Source organism: Pseudomonas sp. K2I15, assembly GCF_002204795.1.
In the GTDB taxonomy this organism is placed as follows: domain Bacteria; phylum Pseudomonadota; class Gammaproteobacteria; order Pseudomonadales; family Pseudomonadaceae; genus Aquipseudomonas.
The window spans coordinates 130850-156615 of sequence record NZ_NIXO01000002.1 but is presented as its reverse complement, the minus strand read 5'-3'; the positions used below and the strand labels follow the sequence as shown (position 1 = coordinate 156615).

Sequence of the window (25766 nt, the reverse complement as noted above, 5' to 3'; positions counted from 1 at the left end):
ATGCATTGTTGACTGGCACTGCGCTTTCGCGAGCAAGCCCGCTTCCACAGTGGTTTTGCGGGTTTTTTGAGTCAGTAGATTGGCGTCAAATTGCCACTAATGGCTATACGATAATAATTCAGGTGTACAAGAATTATTGTCGCTACAATCCCTGACTTTTCAGCCCTGCACGGATGCCGTTCGGCCCCTTGGTCACGAGAAGTCCCATGCTCACCGGTAGCTATTCCCCCGCCCTCGTCCTGATTTCTCTGTTCGTCGCGATCCTCGCGTCCTATACCGCGCTGGACATGACCGGGCGTATTGCCACGGCCAAAGGCCGCGCGGTGTACCTGTGGATGGGCGGCGGCGCGCTGGCGATGGGCGTGGGCATCTGGTCGATGCACTTTATCGGCATGCTCGCCTTTCGCTTACCCATCAGCCTGGGCTATGACGTCGGCATCACGCTGCTGTCATTGCTGATCGCAGTCCTTTCCAGCGGTTTTGCCTTGTGGCTGGTCAGTCAGCCGCGTTTGCCGGAGTGGCAGCTCGGGTTTGGCGCCTTGATCATGGGCGCAGGCATTAGCGCCATGCATTACACCGGCATGGCCGCCATGCGCATGACGCCCGGCATCGACTACGACCCCACGCTGTTCACCGCCTCGTTGCTGATTGCCGTCGGTGCCTCGGCGGCAGCCTTGTGGATCGCCTTCAACCTGCGGCGCAACACGCCTTACGTGCGCCTGGCCCGGGGCGGGGCGGCGATGGTGATGGGCATGGCAATCGTCGGCATGCACTACACCGGCATGGCCGCTGCGCGTTTCGCCGATGGCAGTTTTTGCGGCGCGGCATTGACCGGCCTCAGCGGCAAAGGCCTGGATAACCTGGTGCTGGTCACCACCCTGGCGGTGTTGGTCATCGCGCTGCTGACCTCCCTGGCCGATGCCCGCCTGGAAGCCCGTACGGCGGTGCTGGCCGACTCCCTGACCCAGGCCAACCAGGAACTTACTCACCTGGCCCTGCACGACATGCTCACCGGCTTGCCCAACCGCACCTTGCTCGCCGACCGGATTCAACAGGCGATACAGCGGGTGAGCGAGGAGGGCAGTTGCTTTGCGCTGATGTTTATCGACCTGGACGGCTTCAAGCCGGTCAACGACGCCTTCGGCCACCACATGGGCGACCAACTGTTGCAGCAAGTCGGCCTGCGCCTGCGGGAAGATTTGCGCAGCCAGGACACCCTGGCCCGCATTGGCGGTGATGAGTTTGTGTTGCTGGTGCAGTTGAGCCAGCCCGACGATGCGTTGCGCCTGGCCGAGCGCCAGGTGGGCCTGATCAACCAGGCGTTCCACGTCGCCGAGCATGAGCTGAAAATCTCCGCGAGCATCGGCATCGCGCTGTTCCCCGGCAACGGCGCCACGCCCCAGGAACTGCTGATGAATGCCGATGCGGCGATGTATCACGCCAAGGGCATGGGCAAGAACGGCTACAGCTTTTTCGATGTATCGATGAACACCAATGCGCGCAAACAATTGCAACTGCTGCAGGACTTGCGCAACGCCGTGGAGCACGAACAATTCCGGCTGTATTACCAGCCCAAGTTCGACGCCATCAGCGGCCGCCCGGTTGGTGCCGAGGCGCTGTTGCGCTGGGAGCACCCGCAACAAGGCTTGTTGTTGCCGGACAAGTTTATCGAGCTGGCGGAAAAGACCGGGTTGATCATCCCCATCGGCGAATGGGTGCTCAACGAAGCCTGCCGCCAGATGCAGGTGTGGTATGCCCAGGGCTATCGCGACTGGCGTATCGCGGTGAATCTCTCGGCGTTGCAGTTCTGCCACGCAGGCTTGGTCAAGAGCGTTGCCAATGCGCTGGAACGCCACCGGTTGCCGGCCAACAGCCTGACCCTGGAAATCACCGAAACCACCGCCATGAGCGATGCCGATGCGAGCATGACGGTGTTGCAGAAACTCTCGGACATGGGCGTCGACCTGTCCATCGACGACTTCGGCACCGGCTATTCGAGCCTGATGTACCTCAAGCGCCTGCCAGCCAACGAGTTGAAAATCGATCGGGGGTTTGTCCGCGACCTGGAGCACGACAGCGATGACGCCGCCATCGTCTCGGCCATCGTCGCCCTCGGCCAGGCCCTGGGCCTGCGTATTGTGGCCGAAGGCGTGGAGACCGACGTCCAGCAGAGTTTCCTCACGCGGCTGGGCTGCGATTCGCTGCAGGGTTATCTGCTGGGGCATCCGCTGCCGGCCGACGGCTTCATGGCCGACATCCAGCGCGCCGAGCAGGTGGTGAGTGCGCAGTCGGTGATGTGAGCCCATGCAAAACCTGCAGGGCGCAGGTAGTATTGGATCCATCAGCTCACGTTGAACCAGGAGACCGTACACATGGACAAAGTCGTCATCATCACCGGTGGCAGCCGTGGGATCGGCGCCGCCACGGCGCTGTTGGCCGCCGCCCAGGGCTATCGCCTCTGCATCAACTACCAGGCCGATGAGGACGCCGCCCACCGGGTGCTTGAGCAAGTGCGCGCCCTTGGCGCCCAGGCGATTGCCGTGCGGGCCGATGTCAGCATCGAAGACGAAGTGATCGGCCTGTTCCACCGGGTCGATACCGAACTGGGTCGGGTGACGGCGCTGGTCAACAACGCCGGTACCGTAGGGCACAAGTCGCGGGTCGATGAAATGTCCGAGTTCCGTATCTTAAAGACGCTCAAGACCAACGTATTGGGGCCTATCCTGTGTGCCAAGCATGCGGTGCTGCGCATGTCGCCCAAGCATGGCGGGCAGGGCGGCAGCATCGTCAACGTTTCGTCGGCCGCCGCGCGTTTGGGCTCGCCGGGGGAATATGTCGACTACGCTGCGTCCAAGGGCGCGCTGGATACCTTCACCATCGGGCTTTCCAAGGAAGTGGCGGGTGAGGGGATTCGGGTCAATGGTGTGCGTCCGGGCTTCATTTTTACCGATTTCCATGCCCTGAGCGGCGACCCTGATCGGGTCAGCAAGCTGGAGCCCGGGATTCCCATGGCCCGTGGCGGGCGCGCCGAAGAAGTCGCGGAAGGGATTATCTGGTTGCTGTCGGACAAGGCGTCCTATGCCACTGGGACCTTTATTGACCTGGCGGGCGGTCGCTAGGGTGGTTTCGGACTGTGGCGAGGGACTAATCCCTCGCCACAGGTCCCGCCTCAGGCCCGACGCAACACCTGATAGCCCTGTTGGGAGAACCGGCTGAGCAGCCGGGCCTCCGAGTTGTCCTGAGTGTTGTAGCCTGAGTCAGAGAAGCCATCTACCACACCATTTCGAGTGTGACTGGCGTTCAGCTTACGGTCGTCGAGGTTGTCAATGAACCGCAGCACCTTGTCCAGGTCGTAGGCGGCATTGGCGCGAGAGTCCGGATCCGGATTGGCTTCGGTCCAGTCGCCGACTTGCCGCTTGAGGTCATCACCTATCGCAAGATGATCGTAACCCCCAAGGAAACGGCTTAGCACCGGACTCTGTTCGATGATCCTTTCAGCCGTACGATGGTCGCCGTCGGGCCGGCCCATTGGCCCGGTCATCTCACGAACTTGGTCCTGTTCTGCTGCACGCATGTAGTTGGGCGGGACGGGTAGGGGCTTCAGGCCCGCCGGGGGAGAAATAGTCATCGGGTACCTTTGATTTGAACCAGGGAAAGGACATTTCTTCGAGAGAAATGTCGCCCTCCTGTGTGGTCCAGCACCCGGTTTGGTTCCAGCGCTTTAAAACGAACGCACAATCTTCCCCAGCGTCTCCATTGCCTTTTCACACGACTCATCCCACGGGCTGCCGTAATTCAGGCGAATGCAGTTCCTGAAACGCTGGGTCGGCGAGAAGATAGGCCCCGGCGCGATGCTGATGCCCTGGGCCAGCGCCATCTGGAATAACTTCAACGAGTCGGTCTGCTCCGGCAGCTCCAGCCACAGGAAATATCCGCCTGCCGGCTGGCTGACCCGTGTCTGTGCCGGGAAATAGCGCGCGATAGCGGCAAGCATGGCGCTTTGCTGTTCCTCCAGCGCATACCGCAATTTACGCAGGTGCCGATCGTAGCCGCCGTGTTGCAGGTAATCGGCAATCGCCGCCTGGGCCGGCATCGAGGCGCACAGCGATGTCATCAACTTCAACCGCTCGATCTTCTGCGCATAGCGCCCGGCAGCCACCCAGCCAATGCGGTAGCCAGGGGCCAGGCTTTTGGCGAAAGAGCCGCAATGCATCACCAGGCCTTCGGTGTCGAAAGCCTTGGCCGGTTTGGGTGCCTGCTGGCCGTAGTACAGTTCGGCGTACACGTCGTCTTCGATCAGTGGCACCTGATGGCTGCGCAGCAATTGCACCAGCTCCTGCTTCCTGGCCTCGGGCATGGTCGCGCCCATCGGGTTCTGGAAGCTGGTCATGCACCAGCAGGCCTTGATCGGGTAGCGTTCCAGGCTTTGCGCCAGCACCTTGAGGTCAATGCCATCGCGCGGGTGTACGGGAATTTCCACGGCCTTGAGTTTCAGGCGTTCGAGTATTTGCAGGCTGGCATAGAACGCCGGGGCTTCGATGGCCACCAGGTCGCCGGGTTCGGTCACGGCCTGCAGGCACAGGTTCAGCGCCTCAAGGGCGCCGTTGGTGATCAGCAGTTCTTCCATCGGCAGCATCAGCCCGCCGACCATGTAGCGCAGGGCGATCTGCCGGCGCAGTTGCGGGTTGCCCGGCGACATGTCGGTGACCACCATGCGCGGGTCCATTTCCCGGCTGGCGCTGGCCAGGGAGCGGGACAGGCGTTGCAGCGGGAATAACGTCGGGCTGGGGAAGGCCGAGCCGAAGGGCACGGTTTGCGGGTCCTTGATGGAGTCGAGCACAGAGAACACCAACTCGCTGACGTCCACTTCGGTGGATTCGTGCACGTGGGCACTCACCACCGGCTCGGAAAACGGGCTCGGCGCATGGGTGTTGACGAAGTACCCGGAACGCGGCCGGGCGCGGATCAGCCCACGACGTTCCAGCAGGTAGTAGGCCTGGAACACGGTGGACGGGCTGACGCCGTAGGTCTGGCTGGCGTAGCGCACCGACGGCACCCGTTGGCCGGGGCCGAGGACGCCGGAGCGGATCAGTTCTGCGATGTCGTCGGCGAATTTTTCGTAGCGTTTCATTGGGGCTCAGTGCTTTGAACAGATTTTGCTGATTGAACGTAGATCAAAATGTGGGAGCGGGCTTGCTCGCGAATGCAGTCTTTCAGTTGATGCACCCGTTGACTGGTACACCGCTTTCGCGAGCAAGCCCGCTCCCACATTTGATCTCCAGTGTTTCTCAAAACTCGGTGTTCAGCGATTCAACGGCGCCACAAACCGGCTATCCGCCGCGCTATAAACCCACGGCTCATCCACGTCCGTTACCTTGAAACGGATGGTCTGGGAACTGCTGGCCGGCTTCTCTGCCGTCATCGCCACCGAAACGGGCACGTCGGTAATCTCCCCCGGTGCCAGGCTGATTTCGGTCTTGCCCTGCAACTGGAAGCCGATACCGTCCACCAGCTCCAGGCGATAATCCTGAGGCTGCTGGGTCTTGTTGATGACCTTGAGGCTGTAGATGTTCTCGATCAAGCCTTCGCTGTTCTCGCGAAACATCCCACGGTCCTTGGTCACGTCCAGCGACACCATCGGCCGCTCCACCAGCGCCACCACCAGCGCACCGATCATCACCAGCAACACGGCACTGTAGCCGATCAGCCGGGGCCTGAGCAGGTGCGTCTTGCCACCTTGCAACTGATGCTCCGAGGTATAGCTGACCAGGCCGCGGGCATAGCCCATTTTGTCCATGATCGAATCACAGGCATCGATACACGCGGCGCAGCCGATGCATTCCATTTGCAGGCCATCGCGAATGTCGATGCCGGTGGGGCACACCTGCACGCACAGCTGGCAGTCGATGCAGTCACCCAGGCCGACGTCCGCCGGTTGCAGGTCGCGTTTGCGCGGGCCACGGTTTTCGCCACGGGCCACGTCGTAGGAAATGGTCAGGGTGTCTTTGTCGAACATCACACTCTGGAACCGCGCATACGGGCACATGTGCATGCACACTGCTTCGCGCAGCCAGCCCGCGTTGATGTAGGTGGCGCCGGTGAAAAACAGCACCCAGAACAGGCTAGCGCCACCCATTTGCCAGGTCAGCAGTTCCTCGGCCAACGGGCGGATCGGCGTGAAATAGCCGACAAATGTCAGCCCGGTCAGCACGCTGATACCCAGCCACAGCGTGTGCTTGGCCGAGCGCCTTGCCAGCTTGTTCAAGCCCCAGGGCGCGGCTTGCAGCTTGATGCGCTGGTTTCGCTCGCCTTCGGTGACCTTTTCGCACCACATGAACAGCCAGGTAAACGAGCTTTGCGGGCAGGTATAACCGCACCACACACGGCCCGCGAATACGGTAATGGCGAACAGGCCGAACGCACAGATGATCAACAGCGCCGACAGCAGAATGAAGTCCTGGGGCCAGAACGTTGCACCAAAGATATGGAATTTGCTTTCAGCCAGGTCCCACAACACCGCTTGGCGTCCGCCCCAGTTCAGCCACACGGTGCCGAAAAACGCCAGGAACAGAAAGCCCGCGCCCACCACACGCAAGGTACGGAACAGCCCGGTGAAACTGCGGGTATGAATCAGGTTGTCGCTGGATGTGGCCTTCATCTTCTTCGAATGCGCAGGCTCATACACTTCTACGGTTCGGACGGGGATTCTATCGCTCATGGTCTTTCGCTCATCAGCCTCCATCAGGCGGATGAACTATGACCGGCGCTCTGTTTGCATAACAGACTCAGGTAGGGCGATAAAAAGCGGATCAGATGAGCCTGCGGTGCGCGCCTGCGACAATGTGCTGCACCCTGTGGGCCGTGGGGTGCAGCAGTTTTCAGGCAGTGATGATCCAGGTCAATCAAATCACCGAATCACCGTCGGTGGCCTTCAGGTGCTTACGACCGTCGGTGGCGCCTGCTACGGTCAATGCATCGGCTTCTGCTTCGGTGATGTAGACCCGCTCGCCGTTCAGCTCAACGGCCGACATGGATTTGGCGCTGTCGGTAATCACGGTCACATCGGTGGCGGCGAGGCTTTTTTCGTCGCCGTTCTCGTCGACCTTGAAGTAACAGGTCTGGTTTTCAATACGTACGGGCATGGTGCTGTCCTTTTCCGGGGTTACTGATCGTTAGGCGTTGCGCGTGGATGAATCGTTCTGCGCAACTGACTGACGGTCGGCGCTGTCCATCCCGTATCGACCCATGAAAAGGACACGTCCATGGACGCCTGGTGGCATGAAGTATGGGAAACCCTGCAAGCGGAATTTGCGGACATCGGCGATGCCCGGCAGCTGACGCAAATCACCGTGCGGTTGCTGATTGCCGCGATACTCGGCGGGATCCTGGGCTATGAGCGCGAGCAGAAAGGCAAGGCGGCCGGGGTGCGTACCCATATGTTGGTGGCCATGGGCGCCGCGTTGTTTGTGCTGGTGCCGAGTTTGTCGGGCTCCCAGGCCGACGCCATGAGCCGGGTGTTGCAAGGCGTGATTGCGGGCATCGGTTTTCTCGGCGCCGGTACCATCCTCAAGGGCAAGGAAGACGAAGAGGGTCAGCACGTCAAGGGCCTGACCACCGCCGCCGGCCTTTGGATGACCGCCGCCATTGGCGTGGCGGCGGGGATGGGGCGTGAATCGACGGCGGTGTTGAGTACGGTGCTGGCGTTGATGGTGTTCAGTGTGATGCCCAGGATCGTCAGGCTGCTGGAAAAGGATTAGCTGGAACCCAGCCTTACATTGATGTTGCTCTTGCTCAAGCGGGAGCCGATCTCTGTGAAGGTGTTAGCCGTCGCCTTGCATTGCTGGCCACGCTTCTGGAATTTACTTATGGATTGCTGCCAGTTTGATATTGCGTCCCACATAGCCGTGTCGTTGTCTGGGTCGGCAGTGGCGATCTGATAAAGCAGGTCGTTTCTTCTGTTCTCATTCTCCTCCCTTACGGCTTTGGCCAACTCGCCCGTGGCAGCGTTCAGCCTGGGGTTGATGGTGTTTTCGCCCAACTGCGTGCCTAGATCCATGAGGGTTTTGGCGTTCGCCTTGGCATCGGGGCCGCGCAGCAGGGCGTTGAGATTCTCCGGGGTCAATAAATCACGGATCTTGCCCAGGGTCTTGGTGGTTTCTGCAGCGTCGGGATTGCGCAACAACCGGTCAATATTGTCCTGGGTCAGCAGTGCTTTCAGATCGGTAAGGCTTTGTCCTACCCGCGCTCCGTTCGGGGGCTGTTCATTTTGCAGGAATGGGTTGTACGCACTCCGTTGGCTATTGATCGTCGACATGATGTTTCCTCGCGGGATATGGAATAAACGCTACCTCCCAGGGACGAGGGTTTGCGTTCGCGCGAGTCAAGTCTCAAGGTTCGTGTAGGCGTTGGATCTAAGAGCCATCTCTGTTGCCGGTAGGAGGTTTCGGTTTTGACGGTCGGTTCAGGATCGTCAAAACCGTAACTGTAACCTTCGATTCAGACAATCACCGGTGGCATCGTCGTTGGTGGTTCTTCCACCGGTGGTGGCTGGGTGCCAGGCGGTTCCTGCTCGGGAACCGGGTCCGGCTCGGTGGGCGGCAGGGTGGGCTTGTCAATGTTCGGGTCCGGGGTTTCAGCCGGGATCGGGATATTCATCGGTGTGGCCTCCTTTGTGCTTTGCTCTACCGGTGGACAATCGTCCGGTGGATTTGATTCCCCGCCCGATGGCGGCATATCCACCTGAACTTTTCACCCGCCGGCATGCTCGGAACCTATACGGCCCTGCTCAGGGAGAGCGGCGTCGTTTCAGAATTTGGATCAGGCACAAGAGCGTCCACTGGGCGTTAAGGGGAGATGCTCGATGACTGCTGAAACACTGACACAAGACGATTTAACCTCCACGTTACCGCTGTCCCAGGCACTGTTGCTGCCACGGATTGCGATTGAAAGCACCACCCCGGTGATCGATGGCGGCGAGTTTGCGGTCAAGGCTGTGGTGGGCCAGCGCGTCCAGGTCGCCAGCAAGGTATTCGCCGACGGCCACGACAAGCTCGCGGTGATGATCCGCTGGCGCCCGCTGAGCGAAGAAAGCTGGCACAGCGTGGTGATGACCGATGTCGGCAACAACGGCTGGGAAGGCGCGTTCACCGTGGCCGTCCAGGGCCCGCATGAGTATTGCATCGAGGCCTGGATCGACACGTTCGCCAGCTTCCGTTACGAATTGAGCAAGAAACACGAGGCCGGCGTGCCGGTCAGCCTGGAATTGCAGGAAGGTCGCAGCCAGGTGCTCCAAGCCGCCGAGCGCAGCGACAACGAACTGCGCGACCGCCTGATGCTGCTGCACCACGAGCTCTCCGGCCTGCTGGAAACCGAGCAGGTCGCGCTGTTTCTGCACGAAGACAGTGCACACCTGATGACCCAGGCCGACCACCGCGCCTATTTGAGCATCAGCCCCGTATTCCCGATTGATGTGGAGCGTGAGGCTGCGCAGTTTGCCAGCTGGTACGAGCTGTTTCCCCGCTCGATCACCGACGATCCTGCGCGCCATGGCACCTTTAACGATGTGCACTCACGGCTGTCGATGATCCATGACATGGGTTTTGACGTGCTGTATTTTCCGCCGATCCATCCGATCGGCCGCAGCCATCGCAAGGGCAAGAACAACTCCCTGACCGCCGGGCCCGACGACCCGGGCAGCCCGTATGCCATCGGCAGCGAAGAGGGTGGCCACGAGGCTATCCATTCGCAACTGGGCAGCCGTGAAGACTTCCGCAACCTGGTCAAGGCCGCCGCCGAGCATGGCCTGGAAATCGCCCTGGATTTCGCCATCCAGTGCTCCCAGGACCACCCGTGGCTCAAGCAGCATCCGGGCTGGTTCAACTGGCGGCCCGACGGCTCGATCAAATACGCCGAGAACCCGCCGAAAAAATACCAGGACATCGTCAACGTCGACTTCTACGCGGCGGATGCCATTCCCAGCCTGTGGGTCGAGTTGCGCGACATTGTGGTCGGCTGGGTGGAAGAGGGCGTGAAGACCTTTCGCGTCGACAACCCCCACACCAAGCCGCTGCCGTTCTGGCAATGGCTGATCAGCGACGTGCGCTCCAAATACCCCGAAGTGATCTTCCTCGCCGAAGCCTTCACCACCCCGGCGATGATGGCGCGTTTGGGCAAGGTCGGTTACTCCCAGAGCTACACCTACTTCACCTGGCGCAACACCAAGGCCGAGTTGAGTGAGTACCTGAGCGAGTTGAATGAGTCACCGTTGCGCGAATGCTTCAGGCCCAATTTCTTCGTCAACACGCCAGACATCAACCCGGGCTTCCTGCATGAATCCGGTCGGGCCGGCTTCTTGATCCGGGCCGCACTGGCCACCATGGGCTCGGGCCTGTGGGGCATGTATTCCGGCTTTGAGCTGTGCGAAGCGGCGCCGGTGCCGGGCAAGGAAGAGTACCTGGACTCGGAGAAGTACGAGATCCGCCCACGCGACTTTACGGCGCCGGGCAACATCATTGCCGAGATCGCCCAGCTCAACCGCATCCGCCGGCAAAACCCGGCCTTGCAGACGCACCTGGGCTTAACGCTCTACAACGCGTGGAACGACAACATCCTGTACTTCGGCAAGCGCAGCGAGGATGGCAGCAACTTCATTCTGGTGGCCGTGAGTCTCGACCCGTTCAATGCACAGGAGGCGAACTTCGAGTTGCCGCTGTGGGAGATGGGCCTGCCGGACGATGCCCAGACCCAAGGTGAAGACCTGATGACCGGCCACCGCTGGACCTGGTACGGCAAGACCCAGTGGATGCGAATCGAGCCGTGGCATCAGCCGTTTGGTATCTGGCGCATTACCGTTTCCTGAAGCCGAGCACCGATCTCCAAACCACTGGAGATCAAATGTGGGAGCGAGCAAGCCCGCTCCCACATTGACCGAGTTCCTTCAGGCAGATTTTTCAGAATTCCCAGGAGTTTCCAATGGCGAAGAAACCCAAGGCTGCCACCTTTATCAAAGACCCGCTCTGGTACAAGGACGCGGTGATTTATCAGGTTCACGTCAAATCTTATTTCGACTCCAACAACGACGGCATCGGTGACTTTCCCGGGCTGATCGCCAAGCTCGACTACATCGCCGACCTCGGTGTGAACACCATCTGGCTGCTGCCGTTCTACCCCTCGCCACGCCGTGATGACGGCTACGACATCGCCGAATACCGTGGCGTGCACAGCGACTACGGGACCCTGGCCGACGCCAAGCGCTTTATCGCCGAAGCCCACAAACGCGGGCTGCGGGTAATCACCGAACTGGTCATCAATCACACCTCCGACCAGCACCCGTGGTTCCAGCGCGCCCGCAAGGCCAAACCCGGCTCGGCAGCGCGGGACTTTTACGTATGGTCCGATGACGACCAGAAATACGACGGCACCCGCATCATTTTTCTCGACACCGAAAAGTCCAACTGGACCTGGGACCCGGTCGCCGGCCAATACTTCTGGCACCGTTTCTATTCCCACCAGCCAGACCTCAACTTCGACAACCCGCAGGTCATGAAAGCCGTGCTGTCGGTGATGCGCTACTGGCTCGACATGGGCATCGACGGCCTGCGCCTGGACGCCATCCCGTACCTGATCGAACGCGACGGCACCAACAACGAAAACCTCCCCGAAACCCACGACGTGCTCAAGCAGATCCGCGCCGAGATCGACGCCAACTACCCGGACCGCATGCTGCTGGCCGAAGCCAACCAATGGCCGGAAGACACCCAGCTGTACTTCGGTGACAAGAAAGGCGATGACGGCGACGAGTGCCACATGGCGTTCCACTTCCCGCTGATGCCGCGCATGTACATGGCGCTGGCCCAGGAAGACCGTTTTCCGATCACTGACATCCTGCGCCAGACCCCGGAAATTCCGGCCAATTGCCAATGGGCGATCTTCCTGCGCAACCACGATGAACTGACCCTGGAAATGGTCACCGACAAAGAGCGCGACTACCTCTGGAATTACTACGCCGCCGACCGGCGCGCGCGGATCAACCTCGGCATTCGTCGCCGCCTCGCGCCGTTAATGGAGCGTGATCGCCGGCGCATCGAACTGCTCAACAGCCTGCTGCTGTCGATGCCCGGCACGCCGACCCTGTACTACGGCGATGAAATCGGCATGGGCGACAACATCTACCTCGGCGACCGCGACGGCGTGCGCACGCCGATGCAATGGTCCATCGACCGCAACGGCGGCTTCTCCCGCGCCGACCCGGCCAGCCTGGTGCTGCCGCCGATCATGGACCCGCAGTACGGCTACCAGTCGGTCAACGTCGAAACCCAGACCCAAGACCCGCACTCGCTGCTGAATTGGACCCGGCGCATGTTGGCGGTGCGTAAACAGTCCAAGGCCTTTGGTCGCGGCAGCCTGAAAATGCTCTCGCCCACCAACCGCCGAATCCTGGCGTATACCCGCGAATACGCGGGCGCCGACGGCAAGACTGAAATCATCCTGTGCGTGGCCAACGTGTCCCGCAGCGCCCAGGCGGCAGAGCTGGACCTCTCGGCGTTTGCCGGCATGGTTCCGGTGGAAATGCTCGGCGGCAATGCATTCCCGCCGATTGGCCAGCTGAATTTCCTGCTGACCCTGGCGCCGTATGGCTTCTATTGGTTTGTGCTCGCGGCGGAAAACCAGATGCCAAGCTGGCACGTGGAACCGGCGCAAAGCATCCCGGACTTCACCACCCTGGTGCTTAAAAAGCGCCTGGAAGAACTGCTCGAAGCCCCGTGCCGCACCACCCTGGAACAGAACGCCTTGCCGGCGTGGCTGCCCAAGCGCCGCTGGTTTGCCAGCAAGGACACGGCGATCGACAGCGTGCACATCGCCTACGGCGTACGCTTTGGCGACCCGCAGCACCCGGTGTTGCTCAGTGAGATTGAAGTCACCAGCGCCGGGCAGGTCAGCCGCTATCAACTGCCGTTTGGCTTCCTCGGCGAAGACCAGTTCACCAGCGCCTTGCCGCAACAACTGGCGCTGGCCCGTGTGCGGCGAGTGCGTCAGGTCGGCCTGGTGACTGACGCCTTCAGCCTCGATACGTATATCCGCGCAGTGATCCACGGCTTGCAGGCCAACACCGTGCTCAGCTCTACCGATGGCGATATTCGCTTCGAGCCGACGGCGCAGTTGGCCAGGCTGGAGTTGAACGATGAATCGCAAGTGCGCTACCTCGCCGCCGAACAGTCCAACAGTTCGGTGGTGGTGGGCGGCAGCCTCGTACTCAAGCTGATCCGTAAGGTCAGCGCCGGGGTTCACCCGGAACTTGAAATGGGCGCCTACCTGACAGAAGCCGGCTACGAACATATTTCACCGCTGCTGGGCTCGGTGATCCGCCACGACACCGACGGCCAGGACAACCTGTTGATGATCGCCCAGGGTTACCTGAGCAACCAGGGCGATGCCTGGGGCTGGACCCAGAACAACCTGGAGCGGGCGATTCGCGACGAACTCGCCGAAGCCATGTCCGAGCAGGAACAGCACTACAACGCCCTCGGCGAACTGGCGGATTTCGCCGGTTTGTTCGGCCAGCGCCTGGGTGAGATGCACCTGGTGCTGGCGGCACCGACCACCAACAAAGCGTTTAAGCCTGAGGCTACCTCCGTCAAGGACAGCCAGGGCTGGGCCAAGCAAGTGGGCGCACAAATCGATCGTGCGTTGCAGTTGCTTAAACAGCATCAAACCCAGTTGAACCCTGCCGATCAGGCGTTGGTCAGTGCTTTACTGGATCAGAAAAAAGCCATCGCCACTCATGTTCAGGACCTGGCGAAAGCCACGGTGGGCGGGTTGCGCATTCGCGTGCATGGCGACCTGCACCTGGGCCAGGTATTGGTGGTCAAGGGCGATGCCTACTTGATCGACTTCGAGGGCGAACCCGCGCGGCCGCTGCATGAACGTCGCGGCAAAAGCAGCCCGTACAAGGATGTGAGCGGGGTGCTGCGATCGTTTGATTACGCGGCGGCCATGGCGGTGAATGTGCAGGGCGTTGACCAGTCGCCTGAAGCCAATGCGTCACGCCAGCGGGTCGCGGATCGCTACTTGCATGAGGCCAAACAGGCATTTATCCAGGCCTATCACGCAGCCACGACTACACTGGGCCATGACTGGCAGGATGCCAAAGGCCAGGACGCAGCGCTGGCATTGTTCAGCCTGGAGAAGGCCGCGTACGAAGTGGCCTACGAAGCAGAAAATCGCCCGAGCTGGTTGCCGGTGCCGTTGCAAGGTTTGCACGGGCTGCTCAGCGGGTTGAAACCAATATCCAAAACTGCACGCGGTGGGGAGACGTCATGAGTTTTACAAGCAAAGAACCGCTGCAGGAAAAGTTGAGTGTGATGCCCAAGCCTGCTGATATCGAAGCCCTGGTAAGGGCCGAACACCATGATCCGTTCTCGATCCTCGGGCCCCATGATGACGAGCAGGGCGGCCAATTCATTCGGGCTTTCCTGCCTGAAGCCTTGAGTGTCCAGGTGCTGGCCAAGGACAGTGGCGAGCCCATCGGCAGCCTCGATGCGACCCAGGTGCCTGGCTTGTTTGTCGGGCATTTCGGCAGCCGCCAGGCGTATCTGCTGAAGATCCAGTGGGCCGGTGGCGAACAGATCACCGAAGACCCTTACAGCTTCAGCCAGTTGCTGCTGGGCGAGATGGATTTGTACTTGTTCGCCGAAGGCAATCACCGCGACTTGAGCAGTTGCCTGGGCGCACAAGTAACCAGCGTCGACGGCATTCAGGGTGTGCGCTTTGCCGTGTGGGCACCGAATGCCCGCCGGGTGTCGGTGGTAGGCGACTTCAATATATGGGACGGGCGCCGTCATCCGATGCGCCTGCGTCATCCGTCCGGGGTCTGGGAAATTTTCATCCCGCGCCTGCAACCGGGCGCCGCCTACAAATACGAAATACTCGGTGCCCACGGCATTCTGCCGCTCAAGGCTGACCCGATGGCCCTGGCCACGCAGATGCCGCCGGATACCGCCTCCAAAGTCGCCTCGCCGTTGCAGGTTGACTGGCAGGACCACGACTGGATGCAGTCGCGCGGCGAGCGGCAAAAGCCCAGCGCACCCTTGTCGATCTACGAGCTGCATGCCGGCTCCTGGCAGTGCGAGTTGGACGAAGTCGGCGAAGTGTCGCGCCAGTACGGTTGGCGTGAAATGGCCGAGCGGTTGATCCCGTACGTGCAGCAACTGGGCTTCACTCACATCGAACTGATGCCGATCATGGAGCACCCGTTTGGCGGCTCGTGGGGCTATCAGGCGCTCTCGCAATTTGCCCCGACGGCGCGCTTCGGTTCGCCGGACGATTTCGCGTTTTTCGTCAACGCCTGTCACCAGGCTGATATCGGCGTGATCCTCGATTGGGTACCGGCGCACTTCCCCACTGACACCCACGGCCTGGCGCAATTCGACGGCACTGCATTGTACGAATACGCCAACCCGCTGGAAGGCTTCCACCAGGATTGGGACACCCTGATCTACAACCTCGGGCGCACCGAAGTCCACGGCTTTATGCTGGCCTCGGCGTTGCACTGGCTCAAGCATTTCCATATCGACGGCCTGCGGGTGGATGCCGTGGCGTCGATGCTCTATCGCGACTATTCGCGCAAGGCCGGTGAGTGGGTGCCGAACCGCCACGGCGGGCGTGAAAACCTTGAAGCCATCGACTTCCTGCGTCACCTCAACGACGTGGTGGCCCTGGAAGCCCCCGGCGCCCTGGTGATCGCCGAGGAATCCACCGCCTGGCCGGGCGTGAGCCAGCCGACCCAACAGGGCGGCCTGGGTTTCAACTACAAGTGGAACATGGGCTGGATGCACGATTCGCTGCACTACATTCAGCAAGACCCGGTGTACCGCGCTCATCATCACAACGAGCTGAGTTTTGGCCTGGTGTATGCCTGGTCCGAGCGCTTTATCCTGCCGATTTCCCACGATGAAGTGGTGCACGGCAAACACTCGCTGATCGACAAGATGCCCGGTGACCGCTGGCAGAAATTTGCCAACCTGCGGGCCTACCTGAGCTTCATGTGGATGCACCCGGGCAAGAAACTGCTGTTCATGGGTTGCGAATTCGGCCAATGGCGCGAGTGGAACCACGACCAGCAACTGGACTGGTACCTGCTGCAATACCCGGAACACCGGGGCGTGCAGAAGCTGGTGGGCGACCTCAACCGCCTGTACCGCGAAGAGCCTGCGCTGCACGACCAGGACGACGCGCCACAGGGCTTCCAGTGGCTGATTGGGGATGATGCGATCAACAGCGTCTATGCCTGGCTGCGCTGGAGCAAGGACGGTCGGCCGGTGCTGGTGGTGGCCAACTTTACCCCTGTGCCGAGGGAAGCCTACAAGGTCGGCGTGCCGTTTGCCGGGCGTTGGAGCGAGGTGATCAACAGCGACGCTGATACCTATGCCGGGTCCAACTTCGGCAACGGAGGTGGAGCGTTTACCGAGGAGGAGCCCAAGCATGGGCAGCCCTTGTCGCTGTCGTTGAACCTGCCGCCGTTGGGTGTGTTGATCCTGCGACCCGAAGGCTGACCGCCGCCCTTGTAGGAGCGAGCTTGCTCGCGAAAAACGTCAAGACACCGCGTTTATTCAGATTTGGCGCGTTATCGTTGACGACCTTCGCGAGCAAGCTCGCTCCTACAGGTTAGAAGTCGACCTTTAGGCCAATCGTGCCTTCCCGCCCATTGAGCTGGTTACTGTCCAGATTCTGGTTGTACCCCACCTCGCCATACACCCTCACGGTATTCGAAACCTGCAGCGTCGCCCCGGCGCTGACGTCCATCGTGGTGGATTGCTGTTCGGTATTGATAGCCGTCGATTCATTGAACGTAACGGTGTTGCTCCCGGCCCCGGCATGCCACACATTGGCCCGCAGGTAAGGTTGCATCGGCATCCCGCTGACCTTGTAGTCGCCGCGCAAACGAACCCCGACGCGAGTGGTGACATGAGTGTCGGCGTTGAACGAGATATCCGCGATGCCGTCGTTCTGACTGTCCAGCCAGGTACGATCAAGGATCACCTGGGCCTGCGGCTCCACCTCCCAATGCTCGGAAACCGCGAAGGGCATGCCAACCTCTGCCGAACCCGCCACGTTGTGCCCTCTGGTTTGCAGTTTGACGCCCCGGCTGGATTCGTCGTGGCCATCGAACCGGGTGCCCATCAGCACCAGGTCCAGGTACGCGCGGTTGGCGCCGATCAGGGTCCAGTAGGTGCCCAGGCTGTCGGCGCGCAAGGTGATGTCGCCCGTGTCGGTGTTCTGGAAACCACCGGAAAACCCTGCCACGTTGCCGGTCAAGCGGCTGTGGCCGACAAAGAACCCCACACGCTGCGTCAGGCCATTGTCCGAGGTCCAGGCATAAAGGTCGGTGCCCACCTGGAAGCCCGACAGCGAGCTGTCCAGGCTTGGGCTGACGGTGCCGGAAAAGGACTGGCGCGTGCTGCTGCCAAACACCCTGGCCCATCCCGCAGGTATCGCGCCGCTCTGTTGTGGCGGGCCTTGGTCACCCATGCGCTCGTGATACGTGCTCATCATGCCCTGGACCAGTTGCTGCACGGCGGGGAACAACACCGAATAGTCCGCCACTTCCGGGCGGTAAATCGGAATGGGTTCCTCCCCCGGGAAAATCCCTGGCGTTCCCGGTGTACCGTCGGCAGGGACAGGTGGGAAAATGCCTACAGGGCCGCCAGGGTCTTGTGGATTGGGCAGCGGTGGGGCCTCAACTGACGAGCGCAAGTACCAGTTTTGCGCGGTGCCGGGTGTGACGCCGCCCTTGTACAGGTAGTACTCGAAGGCCCCGGCGGAGACCGAACCGTTTGGCAGGGAAAAAGCCAGGTCACTGCCGGTGGCGCCATTGATGGCCTGCACCACCTGGATACCGTTCTGCACGGTCTGGCCACCGGGGCCACCCAGGTTGGTGATGCTGATGCCTGTCGTACCCTGAATGCTGCCCTGGCTGACAATCAGTTTGTCGCTGGGAGAACCGTCGCCGCCAAGCACGCTTTGCAACGCCAGCCGGCCATTGTTGCCGGTGTAGTTGCCGTTGATGGTCAGGCTATCGGTGGCGGTGCTGCTCGCGCTGGTCATGTCGATCAGCCCGCCATTGTTCACGGTGGTGAGCTGGCCGGTGGTAAAGGGGCTGATGCTGCCTTGGGTGACCACTAACGTGCCGACGTTGATGTCCATCGTCCCGGTGTGAGTACCGGCGTCGCCAAGGGTGAATGTGCCGCTGCCCAGGGTAAACACCGAGCCATTGTTGAGGGTGACAGTTTCCCAGTCGACGTAACGCTGCGGCGTGGCGGATTTCGTGTTGTCGAACGTCAGCGAGTCGTTGTCCAGGCCGCCATCCAGCAGAGGCGTGGACGACAAGGTGGTTTCAGTCAGGTTGTAGAGGAACGCCCGGTCGGTGCCGCTGCCGGTCACGATCGGGCCGTGAATCAGCCCGGCAGTGTTCCAGGTGAACACGTTGTTGCCGTTTCCGGTAAAGACGCCCTCGGCGATATCGCCGCCCTTGATCAGAATCTGGTTGTCGCCATTGCCAACACTGATCTTGCCGCCAATGGCGCCATTGGAAACGGTGACGGTGTTGTTGCCATCCCCGGCGGTCATGTCGCCGATGATCCGGCCGGTGCTCAGGTTCGCCTCGTTGTTTCCATCGCCTTGGGTCACGGACGCAATGGTGCCGCCGCTCATGGAAAAATTATTGTTGCCCAACCCCTGGATGACGGCCCCGGCGCTGCCCTGGCTGATTTGCACAATACCGTTGCCAGTGCCCTGGATGACGCTGCCGGTTATCGTGCCGCCGAAGAGCTGGAAGATATTGGCACCGTCGCCCATGTTCACCGAACCATCGAGGGTGCCTGAGTTCATGGTGATGAGGTCACGGCCCGGCCCGAACGTCACGTCGCCATTGATCACGCCAGTGCCGGAAGGGGGGAACAGCAGTGTGTTGTTGCCTGCCGTGTCGACAACCCCCGCGCTGGTGCCGCTGCTGCAGGTGAATGTGTCATCGCCGGTGGTGGGCGTCAGGACGCAATCGGCGAAAGCAGCCAGCGGCCATCCCGCCAGCAAGGCTGAAGAGAAGATTCCCAAGTGCATCAGGGTTGCAAGCCGTGGGGTCATGATTCGCCCTCGCTGGACGCCTGAGGGGCAAGCGCGGGCTATCACGTTAGCGCTGCATAGGCAGCGCCGCTACTGTGAGAAATAACAGGTATAGACGAGGGTAGCCGGGGCTACAAAAACACAATCTCATAGGGCTCACGCATGCGCTCCAGCAGCACCTGCGCCAGTATCGGCGCCAGGCCGATTTCCGGGTCACCTGCCAATTGGCTGGCATAGGCATGGGCGGCATGCAGCTTGCGGGCGACGCTCCAGGTGTCGAGCCGTACTTTGCGTGCACGCTGCCAGGGGATGGCGGCCGTCTCGCGAACGGGCCAGTGCCACGCCCAAATCGGCAGCTCGTGCAGGTGCACGCCTTTGAGCGCGCAGGCTTTGGCGGCGGCGCGGCCTACGGCGTCATGGTCGTTGTTACCGTCGTTGCGCCAAGTGGTGAAGACCACGTCGCCGGGTTGCAGGTAGCGGGCAATGAACTGGCTCATTTGCTGTTCCCGCGCCGCCAGGGCGTTGTCGGCAAAGCCGCCGCGAATCCATTTCAGGCTGTGCAAGGGCACACCCAGGCGGCGCAGGGCCTCGACACTTTCCTGGGGGCGCACCACGCTCAGGCGTTTGGCCGGCCACACGGTAGAGCCCGGATGACTGGCGCTGCCGTCGGTGATGGAGATCAGTTGCAGGGCGTATTCACGGGTGCTGAGCAATTGCAGCAGGCCGCCACAGGCGATCACTTCGTCGCCAGGGTGTGGGGCGATCACCACCACTCGGGCGCCTTCGGGCACCAGGGTTGCAGGATTGATAGCAGGAATTTGCGCGAGTTGCGGGGCGCTGTTCCAGATTTGCGCGGGGCCCCGGCGGTTGTCATTTAACGGTGCAGGTCTCATGGGTGTCACGTCCTTGTTCATCGGTGGTGCAGGCCGTACCCCGTTGACGGGACGGCTCTTGTTGGTACACGAGCGTCATGCAACCGACGCTCGCGGCGCGACGGCGTTCCAACCCTGGATTGCCGTGCTAGGAGTACTGATGATAGTTACGAATCGTTGCTTTCACACCGTTCAATGTCGCTATTTTTTCAGGAGGCCTGCATCAGGCTTTTCAGGTAATCACCAAAGCCGCCTTGTGCCCGGCAATCCAGACGGGCGCTGGTGATCACCTGGGGCGAGTGACTCCAGGCAATCGAAGCACCGCAGCGCTCCAGTTGGCGCACCAGCTCCACATCTTCATGGCAGGGCAAAGGCTCAAAGCCGCCGGCACGCACGTAGGCCCCGGCGCTGACGCCGAGGTTGGCGCCATGGATATGCCGATGCCCGTCCCGGGCCTCATAGGCCTGGTGATAGCGAATTTGCGCCGCCGGGTCGAAGCCTTCGCTCCAGGCATCCACCGTCACCGTGCCGCACACCGCATCCACGCCCAAGGCCAACTGCGCCACCAGCCAATCCGGGGCGACGCGGCTGTCGGCGTCGGTGCAGGAAATCCAGCGGGCGCCGTTGTTGAGCAAGTACCGCGCACCCACGCCGCGCACGTGGCCCACGTTACGCGCCTGCACTTCCAGGCTGTGTACCTGGTATTCGCGGGCGATGACGGCGCTGCGATCGCTGCAACTGTCGAGCACTGCCAGAATCTGCACCTCTTCACCCTGCAACCCCGGATGACTGGCCGCGACCATCGCGGCTTTCAGGCAGTCGGGCAGCAGTGTTTCTTCGTTGTGCACGGGTATCAGGATGCCGATCATCGCAGTCCCTCCAGGGTCGCAACTGTGGTGCCGTCGAGGCTCCACAGGTCCAGTAGAAAATCGCTTTCGTGATGCTGCACCAGATGGGGCATGCCCAGGCGTTGACCGAGGCGCGCGTGCACCTGTTCGGCCGTCTGCGGGCAGCCTTCGATGGGCGGGCGCCAATGGCAGGCGAGGATTTGTCCGTCAGCCGTGAGGGAGGCGAGGGCGTGATCGATCAGCCCATCGAAGTCCCTCGGGTCCAGGTAGTAGCAAAGCTCGCTCAGCACAATCAGCTCGAAGGTCTCGGTGGGCCACTGCTCCGGCAGGCGTCTCTGCTGCACCTTGGCGTGGCTGAAACAGCTGAGCCGAGCCTGCGCCAGGCTGACGGCGGCCTGCGCGGTGTCACAGCACAACAAGCGGTCGCAGCGTGCGGCCAGCTCAAAGCTCAGCTCGCCATTGGCGCAGCCGGGTTCAAAGATCGAGGCGTAGAGTGGTCGGGTCAGCAACGCGAGGGTCAGTGCCCGTTTGCGCCGCTCGTACCAGCGTTGGCGAAAGGCCCAGGGATCGTCGTTGCCGGCAAACAATTGGTCGAAATAGGGCGTGGTGACGCTCATACAAACACCACTTCAAACGGTTGCAGCAGGCGCTCCAGCACATAGGGTGCGAGCACCGGCGGCAGGCCGATCTGCGGATCGCCTTCCAGCTGGCTGGCGAACGCGTGGATAGCGTGCCGTTTACGGGCCACAGCTTGCGGCGTAAGGAGAATTTTGCGTGCACGGTGCCAAGGCACCTGGCTGTCTTCGGGGGTTGCCCAGTGCCAGGTCCACACGGGCAGCTCCAGCAAGGTCGCGCCCACGGCCCGGGCCGCCTTGGCACTGGCGCGGCCTACGGCTTCATGGTCGCAATGGCCGTCTTCGCGCCAGGTGGTGAAGACCACGTCGCCGGGCTTGAGATAGCGTTCGATGAATTGACTCAAGTCCTCTTCGCCCGCCGCTACCTGGCTGTCACGAAAACCTGCCCGCAGCCATTTCAGGCTATGCAACGGCAACCCCAGCCGATGCAGCGCCTGCGCCGATTCTTGTGGCCGCACCACGCTCAGGCGCTCCACCGGCCAGCGGCGGGAGCCCGGGTGGCTGGCGCTGCCATCGGTAACGGAGATCAGCAGCATGGGCCGGTCAAGGGCGGCTAGACCTTGCAACAGGCCGCCGCAACCCAGCACTTCATCGTCCGGGTGGGGCGCGATGATGACGGCGCGGCTGCCTTCGGGCACCAGGTCGGCGATGTCGACACACGCCAGCTCCGCCAGTCGCGACGAGGTTTGCCACAGGTGCAACGGCGTGCCCTGGCCGACGATAGGGTTGGTTTTCATAATTGCCACTGCCCTGTGGTTTGTTCAGCAATTTGTTGGCCGAGGGCGCCCAGGTCCCGCTCGGCATGGCTTTGACGCAGGTACACCGGCAAGTCCGCCATCAGTTGGGCGAAATGGGCGTCCTTGCAATAAGGGCCGGCACCCAGCGCGCGGCCGACATGGTGTATCACCTGGTCGGCGGACTCTTCGATACAGGCCCGCGCTCGTTGGGCCAGCAGTTGGGCATTGGCCTTGGGGTGCCTGTCGATCTGTACGGCACTGTTGCGCAGTACGCAGGCGGCGCTGTGCAGGGCGCTGTCGACGGCCCCCAAATGGGCCAGCGCATGGGGCTCCTTGCTGCGTGCGCAGTGCTCACGCAGGGCTTCGGCCAGGCGTTGCGCAGCGCCGTACCAGCACGCGGCGATGCCGATCCCGCCTTGCCAGAAACCGGGCCGTTCCAGGTAATCCCCCGGGCCGCCAACGGCCAGCCCGGTGGCCCGGTCGAACAACACCTCAACGCTGCCCGTCGCCGCCATGCCCACCGCACGCCAGCCATCATCGGTGACGGTTACGCCAGGCTGATCCATTTGCACCGCCACCAACTGTTGACGATCCTCGTCATCCCAGGCCGTCAGCAAACCATGGCTGACCACCGCCGCGCCGGAGCACCAGGCCTTGCGGCCTTCCAGTACCAGGCGCTGTCCGTTGCGCCGCACTCGCACCTTGGCCGTGGGCGGCTCGGCGGCCCACATCCCCCAGGTGCTGCCGAGCGGCGGCAGCGGGCTGCCCAACTCAGTGAGGATCGCCAGGGCATCGGTATGCCCCTCGAACAACTTGCACAGCCCCAAGTCATGGCCCGCCACTTGGGCCAGGCGGCTGAACCGTTGCAGGGTCTCGCCGCTGCCGGGCCGGGGCAGTTGATCCAGGCCGCTGTCTACCAGCGTGCTCAGCGCCCGGCCCAGTGCCGCCGTGTCCGGGTAGCCTGGGGTCTGTTGCAGGAAGTCGTGCAAATCCATTTCACACCTCGTCCTCATGCTGCAGTTCAAACAGCAACAGCGAGCGCCCGGTAACGGCGTATTCGTGATCGAAATCGAAGCGCTCCTGGCCTCGCACCGACGGTTGGTTAGTGTCGAGCATGCAGGTCCAGAAACCACCGTCCGGCACCGGCGGCAGGCGGAAATTGACCATGTCGTGGTGTGCGTTGACCACCAGCAACAACGTGGCATCGGCCCCTGGGCGGCGAATCCCGGTTTCCTGGGCGCGGCCATCCATCAGCATGCCCAGGCAGCGGCCGTGGCCGTCTTGCCATTGCTCGATGGTCATTTCATCACCGCTTGGCGCGAGCCAGGTGACGTCCTTGACGCCGATGTCTTCGTTGTAGTCGCCCACCAGGAAGCGCCCGCGACGCAGGATCGGGTAGGCCAGGCGCAACTTGATCAGGCGCTTGACGAACTTGAGCAGGGCCTTGCCATCTTCATCCAATTCCCAGTTGATCCAGCCGATCTCGCTGTCCTGGCAGTAGGCGTTGTTATTGCCGTGCTGAGTACGGGCGAATTCATCGCCGGCCACCAGCATCGGAGTGCCTTGGGCCAGCAGCAAGGTGGCGAAGAAGTTACGCATCTGGCGCAGGCGCAGCGCGTTGATTTCCGGGTCGTCGGTGGGGCCTTCGACACCGTGGTTCCACGACAGGTTGTTGTTGCTGCCGTCCTGGTTGTTCTCGTCGTTGGCTTCGTTGTGCTTGTCGTTGTAGGACACCAGGTCGTGCAGGGTGAAACCGTCGTGGGCGGTGATGAAGTTCACCGAGCTGTACGGCCGGCGACCACGTTGGTTGAACATCTCGCCCGAGGCAGTCATGCGCCCGGCAAAATCCGCTAACTGGCCGTCGTCGCCTTTCCAGAACGAGCGCACGGTGTCGCGGAAGCGGTCGTTCCATTCCACCCAGCCCGGCGGGAAGCCGCCGACCTGATAGCCACCGGGGCCGCAGTCCCAGGGCTCGGCAATCATTTTTACCTGGCGCAGCACCGGGTCCTGGCGGCAGGCCACGAGGAAGCTGTGGCGCTCGTCAAACCCGTCGCGGTAGCGGCCGAGGATGGTCGCCAGGTCGAAGCGGAAACCGTCGACGTGCATCTCGGTGGCCCAGTAGCGCAACGAGTCAGTGACCATTTGCAGTACGCAAGGGTGGCTCAGGTCCAGCGTGTTGCCGGTGCCGGAGTCGTTGATGTAGAAGCGCTTGTCATCCGGCATCAGCCGGTAGTACGAGGCGTTGTCGATGCCGCGCATGGACAGGGTAGGGCCTTGCTCGTTGCCTTCGGCGGTGTGGTTGTAGACCACGTCCAGAATCACTTCCAGCTTGGCTTCATGCAGGTGCGCAACCATCTCCTTGAACTCGGCGATCTTGCCGCTGGCCAGGTAGCGCGGGTCTGGCGCGAAGAAGGCAATGCTGTTGTAGCCCCAGTAGTTGGTCATGCCCTTTTGCAGCAGGTGCTGGTCGTTGACAAAGGCGTGTACCGGCAGCAGCTCCACCGACGACACACCCAACTGGCGAATGTGCTTGAGCACATCGTCCACCATCAGCCCGGCGCAGGTGCCGCGCACTTCTTCAGGCACCGAAGGGTGGCGCATGGTGATGCCGCGCAAGTGGGTTTCATAAATGATCGTGCGATCCCACGGCGTGCGCACCGGCTGGTCGTTGCCCCAGGTGTGGGCCGGGTCGATGACTTTGCACTTGGGCACGAAGGGCGCGCTGTCGCGTTCGTCAAAGCTGAGGTCGGCGTCGGGGTGCCCGATGGTGTAGCCGAACAGCGCCTCGGACCATTTGAGTTCGCCCACCAGCTGCTTGGCGTAGGGGTCGATCAGCAATTTGTTGTGGTTAAAGCGATGACCGTTGGCGGGGTCATAAGGACCGTACACGCGATAGCCGTAAATCAGCCCTGGATGGGCGTCGGGCAGGTAGCCGTGGAAGGTCTCGTCGGTGTATTCCGGCAGTTCAATGCGTTCCAGCTCGACTTCGCCGCTGTCGTCGAAAATGCACAGTTCGACTTTGGTGGCGTTGGCCGAGAACAGCGCAAAGTTGACCCCCAGACCATCCCAGGTCGCGCCGAGGGGGAAGGGCAAACCTTCACGAATCCGCGACGGCTCGTTTTCCGGCGTCGATTTGGGCTTGTTGGGTTTGCTCATTGAGATGCTCCTGCAAGTAGTTTTTCCAGGCCGAACGGGGCCCTGCTGACGTAAAGCCAGGTAAATATCGGTGATTGGATGGCCTCCTGCGGTGCGGGTGCACTCACAGGAGGATCTTTGGGTCAGGGTGCCTTGGGCTTCTTCGCCGCGGCTGGTTTCTTCGCCGCCGGCGCTGCGCCTGGCTTGGCAGGCGCTGGCGGCTTGGCCGCAGCAGACGCTGCCGGCTTGGCTTTAGGCTTGGCCTTGGCGGGGGCCTTCGGCGTTTTGGATGGCGTCAGCGCTTCGGCTTCCGCCAGTTTGCGCGCCATCTCCCAGTGTCGCGCGTCTTCGCCGTGGGGTTTACCTTCAGACTCCCAGATCTGATGCGCTAATTCGCGTATGCGTTTGTCTTCAGTACTCATC

Annotated in this window: 20 protein-coding genes; 6 read left to right on the top strand and 14 right to left on the bottom strand. The window is 61.8% G+C overall.

Annotated features, from left to right (window positions below; all coding sequences use genetic code 11):
• The first annotated feature begins 206 nt into the window (after nucleotides 1–206).
• On the top strand, nucleotides 207–2300 hold the full coding sequence (locus tag CEC48_RS02890; protein ID WP_088422362.1) for a bifunctional diguanylate cyclase/phosphodiesterase: 2094 nt from the start codon (nucleotides 207–209) through the stop codon (nucleotides 2298–2300).
• Between the two features lie 72 nt (nucleotides 2301–2372).
• Nucleotides 2373–3119, top strand: a complete 747-nt coding sequence (locus CEC48_RS02885; protein ID WP_088422361.1) for an SDR family oxidoreductase — start codon at nucleotides 2373–2375, stop codon at nucleotides 3117–3119.
• A 50-nt stretch (nucleotides 3120–3169) separates the two neighbouring features.
• Here the strand turns inward: CEC48_RS02885 and CEC48_RS02880 are convergent, their stop codons facing one another.
• The 4 genes from CEC48_RS02880 to CEC48_RS02865 all read right to left on the bottom strand — a co-directional run bounded on the left by CEC48_RS02880 (nucleotide 3170) and on the right by CEC48_RS02865 (nucleotide 7142).
• A complete protein-coding gene (locus CEC48_RS02880; protein WP_256579654.1) occupies nucleotides 3170–3628 on the bottom strand; it encodes a hypothetical protein in 459 nt (152 codons plus the stop codon).
• Between the two features lie 93 nt (nucleotides 3629–3721).
• Entirely contained in the window at nucleotides 3722–5131 is a 1410-nt protein-coding gene (gene mapR / locus CEC48_RS02875) for a GntR family transcriptional regulator MpaR (RefSeq protein WP_088422360.1), read from the bottom strand.
• A 171-nt stretch (nucleotides 5132–5302) separates the two neighbouring features.
• The gene (ccoG, locus tag CEC48_RS02870; RefSeq protein ID WP_088422359.1) at nucleotides 5303–6718 is read right to left on the bottom strand and encodes a cytochrome c oxidase accessory protein CcoG; all 1416 of its coding nucleotides are present in this window, start codon (nucleotides 6716–6718) and stop codon (nucleotides 5303–5305) included.
• Nucleotides 6719–6902: 184 nt separating this feature from the next.
• Nucleotides 6903–7142 carry a DUF3203 family protein gene (locus tag CEC48_RS02865; RefSeq protein WP_088422358.1) on the bottom strand — a complete coding sequence of 80 codons (240 nt, stop codon included), beginning with the start codon at nucleotides 7140–7142 and terminating at the stop codon, nucleotides 6903–6905.
• 120 nt (nucleotides 7143–7262) lie between these two features.
• Between CEC48_RS02865 and CEC48_RS02860 the strand changes: the two genes are divergently transcribed.
• Nucleotides 7263–7757, top strand: coding sequence for an MgtC/SapB family protein (locus tag CEC48_RS02860; RefSeq protein ID WP_088422357.1), 495 nt, complete (start codon nucleotides 7263–7265; stop codon nucleotides 7755–7757).
• On the opposite strand, the gene CEC48_RS02855 is transcribed toward CEC48_RS02860, so the two are convergent.
• A complete protein-coding gene (locus CEC48_RS02855; RefSeq protein WP_088422356.1) occupies nucleotides 7754–8314 on the bottom strand; it encodes a hypothetical protein in 561 nt (186 codons plus the stop codon). The two genes, CEC48_RS02860 and CEC48_RS02855, sit on opposite strands and share 4 nt — an antisense overlap.
• A 182-nt stretch (nucleotides 8315–8496) precedes the next feature.
• Nucleotides 8497–8655: a hypothetical protein gene (locus tag CEC48_RS31480; RefSeq protein ID WP_166742161.1), complete on the bottom strand. Its 159-nt coding sequence runs from the start codon at nucleotides 8653–8655 to the stop codon at nucleotides 8497–8499.
• Between the two features lie 205 nt (nucleotides 8656–8860).
• On the opposite strand from CEC48_RS31480, the gene CEC48_RS02850 reads away from it, so the two are divergent.
• From CEC48_RS02850 to glgB, 3 genes are all read left to right on the top strand, one after another.
• On the top strand, nucleotides 8861–10858 hold the full coding sequence (locus CEC48_RS02850; RefSeq protein ID WP_088422355.1) for an alpha-1,4-glucan--maltose-1-phosphate maltosyltransferase: 1998 nt from the start codon (nucleotides 8861–8863) through the stop codon (nucleotides 10856–10858).
• A gap of 113 nt (nucleotides 10859–10971) precedes the next feature.
• On the top strand, nucleotides 10972–14319 hold the full coding sequence (gene treS / locus CEC48_RS02845; RefSeq protein WP_088422354.1) for a maltose alpha-D-glucosyltransferase: 3348 nt from the start codon (nucleotides 10972–10974) through the stop codon (nucleotides 14317–14319).
• Nucleotides 14316–16550 (top strand): 1,4-alpha-glucan branching protein GlgB, encoded by a 2235-nt coding sequence (gene glgB / locus CEC48_RS02840; RefSeq protein WP_088422353.1) that lies wholly within the window; start codon nucleotides 14316–14318, stop codon nucleotides 16548–16550. Before treS ends, glgB begins: the two co-directional genes overlap by 4 nt.
• A gap of 112 nt (nucleotides 16551–16662) precedes the next feature.
• Here the strand turns inward: glgB and CEC48_RS02830 are convergent, their stop codons facing one another.
• From CEC48_RS02830 to CEC48_RS02795, 8 genes are all read right to left on the bottom strand, one after another.
• A complete protein-coding gene (locus tag CEC48_RS02830) occupies nucleotides 16663–19137 on the bottom strand; it encodes an autotransporter outer membrane beta-barrel domain-containing protein (RefSeq protein WP_088422351.1) in 2475 nt (824 codons plus the stop codon).
• Nucleotides 19138–19247: 110 nt separating this feature from the next.
• The gene (locus tag CEC48_RS02825; RefSeq protein ID WP_088422350.1) at nucleotides 19248–20009 is read right to left on the bottom strand and encodes a PIG-L deacetylase family protein; all 762 of its coding nucleotides are present in this window, start codon (nucleotides 20007–20009) and stop codon (nucleotides 19248–19250) included.
• A gap of 188 nt (nucleotides 20010–20197) precedes the next feature.
• On the bottom strand, nucleotides 20198–20857 hold the full coding sequence (locus CEC48_RS02820; RefSeq protein WP_088422349.1) for a glycosyltransferase family 2 protein: 660 nt from the start codon (nucleotides 20855–20857) through the stop codon (nucleotides 20198–20200).
• Nucleotides 20854–21453: an SAM-dependent methyltransferase gene (locus tag CEC48_RS02815; protein ID WP_088422348.1), complete on the bottom strand. Its 600-nt coding sequence runs from the start codon at nucleotides 21451–21453 to the stop codon at nucleotides 20854–20856. Before CEC48_RS02815 ends, CEC48_RS02820 begins: the two co-directional genes overlap by 4 nt.
• Nucleotides 21450–22208, bottom strand: coding sequence for a PIG-L deacetylase family protein (locus tag CEC48_RS02810; protein ID WP_088422347.1), 759 nt, complete (start codon nucleotides 22206–22208; stop codon nucleotides 21450–21452). The genes CEC48_RS02815 and CEC48_RS02810 overlap by 4 nt, the downstream gene beginning before the upstream one ends.
• On the bottom strand, nucleotides 22205–23203 hold the full coding sequence (locus tag CEC48_RS02805; protein ID WP_088422346.1) for an acyl-CoA dehydrogenase family protein: 999 nt from the start codon (nucleotides 23201–23203) through the stop codon (nucleotides 22205–22207). The genes CEC48_RS02810 and CEC48_RS02805 overlap by 4 nt, the downstream gene beginning before the upstream one ends.
• A 1-nt stretch (nucleotide 23204) precedes the next feature.
• On the bottom strand, nucleotides 23205–25364 hold the full coding sequence (gene glgX / locus CEC48_RS02800) for a glycogen debranching protein GlgX (RefSeq protein ID WP_088422345.1): 2160 nt from the start codon (nucleotides 25362–25364) through the stop codon (nucleotides 23205–23207).
• 122 nt (nucleotides 25365–25486) lie between these two features.
• Nucleotides 25487–25765: a DUF2934 domain-containing protein gene (locus CEC48_RS02795; RefSeq protein ID WP_088422344.1), complete on the bottom strand. Its 279-nt coding sequence runs from the start codon at nucleotides 25763–25765 to the stop codon at nucleotides 25487–25489.
• Between the last annotated feature and the right edge of the window lies 1 nt (nucleotide 25766).